Raw genomic sequence first — 4,562 nt, forward strand, 5'->3', positions numbered from 1 at the left:
CTCAGACCTCAGACCTCAGACCTCAGACCTCAGACCTCAGACCTCAGACCTCAGACCTCAGACCTCAGACCTCAGACCTCAGACCTCAGACCAACGCCTCAAACCTCTCCCAGAAACCATCCTGTGGCAAAGGAGCGAAAATGTTTACAGGCTCCTGTTTTACCGGATGCAGGAATTGAAGACGGCGGGCATGCAGGCAAATACTTTTTTTCAAGCTGCCACGCGGATAACCGTATTTATTATCTCCGACGATCGGGCAATTTAAAGTGGACAGCTGAACACGTATCTGGTGGGGCCGACCAGTAATCGGATCTACTTCGATAAGATAATAGCCGCCAAGCTCCCCGACGAGTTTATAGTTAAGCTCAGCACGCTGGCTTCCGGGGATTTCTTTATCGTAAGCTTTTGTGACATTCTTTTGGGCATTCTTTACCAGCCAATGTACAAGATTCCCTTCTTCCACGACTGGCCTATTCCTAACTACTGCCCAATAAGTCTTGTGCATATCACGGCTTTTGAACATTTTATTAATCCGGTCGAGGGCCTTGCTCGTTTTAGCAAACAAAATAACCCCGCTGACCGGGCGATCAAGTCGGTGTACCACCCCTAAAAATGCACCATTAGGCTTGTTGTATTTCTTAGCAATATAGCGTTTCACTTTTTCGTCAAGTGACTCATCCCCGGTGTCATCTACCTGCACAATATCTCCCGCACGCTTGTTTACCGCGATAAGATGATTATCCTCAAACAAGATGTCTTTGTCTGTGATATCTTCAACCTGAGCCGGAAACTTTGACTTTTTATTATCAGCACTATTCATCTCTGTCTTAAGATCAGTATTGCTCTGACTCATTGGGGAATGAGCCGGATTTGACGTCGCGTACGTAACTGCTGACCGCCCCGTTGATCTCGTCAAACAGGTTTAGGTACTGCCTGAGAAACCTGGGTTTAAACCCTTTATTCAGCCCAAGCATATCGTGAACAACTAATACTTGCCCATCGCAATGAGGGCCTGCACCAATACCAATCGTTGGTATCTTAACACTTTCAGTTACTTCTTTTGCGAGTGCAGCAGGTATTTTTTCAAGTACTACAGAAAAACACCCGGCATCCTGAAGCACTAAAATATCGCTTTTTAACTTTTCCGCTTCGGCCTCTTCCTTTGCTCTTACAGTGTATGTTCCGAATTTATATATTGACTGCGGGGTTAGTCCGAGGTGTCCCATCACCGGAATACCAGCAGTGATTATCCGGTCAATGGATTCGCGCACTTCAATTCCCCCCTCAAGCTTAACAGAATGCGCACCCGATTCCTTCATGATGCGTATGGCAGAGTTAAGTGCTTCCTTTGAATTTCCCTGGTACGATCCGAAAGGCAGATCAACAACCACGAGCGCCCGTTTTACCGCTCTCACTACGGAGGCAGCATGATATATCATTTGATCAAGGGTAATTGGTAATGTCGTTTCATGCCCCGCCATCACGTTTGATGCAGAATCTCCCACAAGGATAACATCTATTCCCCCCTCATCTACGATAGTAGCCATTGAAAAATCGTAGGAAGTAAGCATTGCAATCTTTTCGCCTTTTTGCTTCATCCCAAGGATGGTGTTTGTGGTAATTCGTTTTACGTCTGTGTGAACTGACATTTGCCTGAGTTTAGTAATTCCTGACCAAAGTTATGATTAAAGGGACAATATGATATTACTCCTCCATACATTTAAGGATTTTAAAATTCTTAATCAATTTTACTTTTAATATTAGTTATAAATCCATACTTTTGTCCTTTGTGATAAAAGAAGTAATAAACTTCCTTCCATACCGTCAGAATTCATCTATACTGACCATTTGTTTCCCCGATTTTCATAATTCTTCAAATAAAATCAATGAATAATTACATCAAATTACCGGCAGTTTTGCTTCTGGAAGACGGAACTGTTTACCATGGGAAAGCGGCAGGAAAAATTGGTACCACCTCTGGTGAAATATGTTTTAACACGGGCATGACCGGATATCAGGAGATCTTTACAGATCCTTCATATTTTGGGCAGATCATGGTTACTACCAATGCACATATTGGGAATTATGGGATCCACGATGATGAAATAGAATCAGGGGATATAAAGATCGCAGGTTTAGTTTGCAAAAATTTCAATATTGCATACAGCCGCAAAATGTCCGACACTTCTATTCAGGACTATTTTCAGGATGAAAATATAGTAGGAATATCTGACGTCGATACGCGCGCTCTTGTACGGCATATTCGTGACAAAGGTGCGATGAACGGAATTATTTCGTCAGAAATACTTGACATCGATCAACTAAAAACAAAGCTGGCAACCGTACCATCAATGGACGGGCTTGAGCTTTCATCTCAGGTTTCTACCAAAGAAGCGTATGAGTACGGTGACCCGAATGCTGCACACAAAGTAGCAGTTCTTGACCTGGGGGTTAAGAAAAATATTCTAAGAAGCTTTGATAAAAGGGGCGTTTTCGCGAAAGTCTTTCCCGCAAAGACAAGTTTTTCGGAAATGGAAAAGTTTGAGCCAGACGGCTATTTTATTTCCAATGGCCCGGGCGACCCTGCAGCGATGCCTTACGCAATTGAAACTGTAAAAGAAATTCTGGCTGCTGAAAAGCCCTTGTTTGGGATTTGTCTCGGACATCAGCTTCTTGCTCTTGCGAATGGTATCGGCACTATGAAAATGTTTAATGGCCATCGCGGATTAAACCATCCAGTTAAGAATGTAATAATAAACCACTGCGAAGTGACTTCCCAAAACCATGGTTTTGGAGTTATACAAGAGGATGTCCGCAAATCAGACAAAGTAGAAATCACGCATATTAACCTTAACGACCAATCCATTGAAGGAATAAGGGTAAAAGGTAAAAAGGCCTTTTCAGTGCAGTATCACCCGGAATCTTCACCTGGCCCGCATGACTCTCGTTATCTTTTTGATGATTTCGTGGCTATGCTGAAGTGACCAGAACAGGTAAAAGTGAGACGTGGAAGTTGAAAGGTTTCTATGTTTCTCACAGTAAAAATGTATTTTTGAATAAATCATCGTAGTGTATAAAATACACTGATTAATATTACCATTAAAACATACACATGAGTTTAATTATCGACGTACACGCAAGACAAATTTTGGATTCCCGTGGAAATCCTACTATAGAAGTTGATGTTATTACAGAAAACGGAATAATAGGCCGTGCAGCAGTTCCATCTGGTGCTTCTACCGGTATTCACGAGGCTGTAGAGCTTCGCGATGGGGATAAATCTGTATACTTAGGAAAAGGCGTGCTTAAAGCCGTCGCCAACGTAAACGAAAAAATCGCCCCTGAATTAAACGGTATTGATGTATTCGAACAAAACAGCATTGACAGCTTACTTATAAAATTAGACGGGACAGAAAATAAAGGGAATCTCGGTGCGAATGCAATTTTAGGTGTTTCACTTGCTGTGGCAAAAGCTGCTGCACAAGAAAGTCGTCAGCCTTTGTACAGATATATCGGCGGTGTTAATGCTAACACTCTGCCTATTCCAATGATGAACATTATTAATGGCGGTTCTCACTCGGATGCGCCGATTGCATTCCAGGAATTTATGATTATGCCGGTGGGCGCTTCTTCTTTCTCTGAAGCTTTACGCTGGGGAACTGAAGTGTTCCATACACTTAAAAAGATCCTCCACGACAGAGGATTATCTACGGCGGTAGGTGATGAAGGAGGTTTCGCACCTAAGTTCGCAGGAACCGAAGATGGAATTGAAACTATATTAGAAGCAATAGAAAAAGCGGGATACAAAGCCGGGGAGGATATTTATTTAGCATTTGACTGTGCTGCATCTGAATTCTACAAGGACGGAAAATACGATTATACTAAATTTGAAGGCGAAAAGGGTTCAATTTTAACAAGCACTGAACAAGTTGAGTACCTGGTTAAACTTGCTTCAAAATACCCTATCATTTCTATTGAAGACGGAATGGCCGAAGACGACTGGGAGGGCTGGAAATTATTAACAGACATAATTGGATCAAAAGTCCAGCTGGTAGGTGATGATCTTTTTGTTACCAATGTAAAACGTTTACAACAGGGAATAGACACTCATACTGCTAATTCCATACTTGTGAAGGTGAATCAGATTGGTTCTCTTACTGAAACCATTAATGCAGTAAGCCTTGCTCAGAACAATGGTTATACCTCGGTAATGAGCCATCGTTCTGGTGAGACGGAAGATTATACCATCGCGGATCTGGCTGTGGCCTTAAATTGCGGACAAATTAAGACTGGTTCCGCATCACGTTCTGACAGAATTGCAAAATATAACCAGTTGCTTCGTATTGAAGAAGAACTCGGGGTAAATGCGAAATTCATTGGTAAGAATTTCAAATATTTGAGGAAGTAGTGGACTGAGGTCGGAGGTCGGAAGTCTGATGCAAATCGTATAAATTAAATCGTAACTTGAACGGTCATTCTCAGACCTCAGACCTCAGACCTCAGACCTCAGACCTCAGACCTCAGACCTCAGACCTCAGACCTCAGACCTCAGACCTCAGACC

4 protein-coding genes are annotated in these 4,562 nt (G+C 42.5%); 2 read left to right on the plus strand and 2 right to left on the minus strand.

Annotated features, from left to right (window positions below; genetic code table 11):
- Nucleotides 1–85 precede the first annotated feature (85 nt).
- Both ACLL8Z_RS11190 and panB read right to left on the minus strand, forming a co-directional pair.
- Entirely contained in the window at nucleotides 86–820 is a 735-nt protein-coding gene (locus ACLL8Z_RS11190) for an RluA family pseudouridine synthase (RefSeq protein ID WP_411274876.1), read from the minus strand.
- 13 nt (nucleotides 821–833) lie between these two features.
- A complete protein-coding gene (gene panB, locus ACLL8Z_RS11195; protein WP_411274873.1) occupies nucleotides 834–1,649 on the minus strand; it encodes a 3-methyl-2-oxobutanoate hydroxymethyltransferase in 816 nt (271 codons plus the stop codon).
- A gap of 237 nt (nucleotides 1,650–1,886) precedes the next feature.
- On the opposite strand from panB, the gene carA reads away from it, so the two are divergent.
- Together carA and eno are read left to right on the plus strand one after the other, a co-directional pair.
- Nucleotides 1,887–2,984: a glutamine-hydrolyzing carbamoyl-phosphate synthase small subunit gene (gene carA / locus ACLL8Z_RS11200; protein WP_411274874.1), complete on the plus strand. Its 1,098-nt coding sequence runs from the start codon at nucleotides 1,887–1,889 to the stop codon at nucleotides 2,982–2,984.
- Between the two features lie 128 nt (nucleotides 2,985–3,112).
- Nucleotides 3,113–4,408, plus strand: coding sequence for a phosphopyruvate hydratase (gene eno, locus ACLL8Z_RS11205; protein WP_411274875.1), 1,296 nt, complete (start codon nucleotides 3,113–3,115; stop codon nucleotides 4,406–4,408).
- Nucleotides 4,409–4,562 lie beyond the last annotated feature (154 nt).

The sequence above is a fragment of the Daejeonella sp. genome (assembly GCF_046590655.1).
GTDB lineage: Bacteria > Bacteroidota > Bacteroidia > Sphingobacteriales > Sphingobacteriaceae > Daejeonella.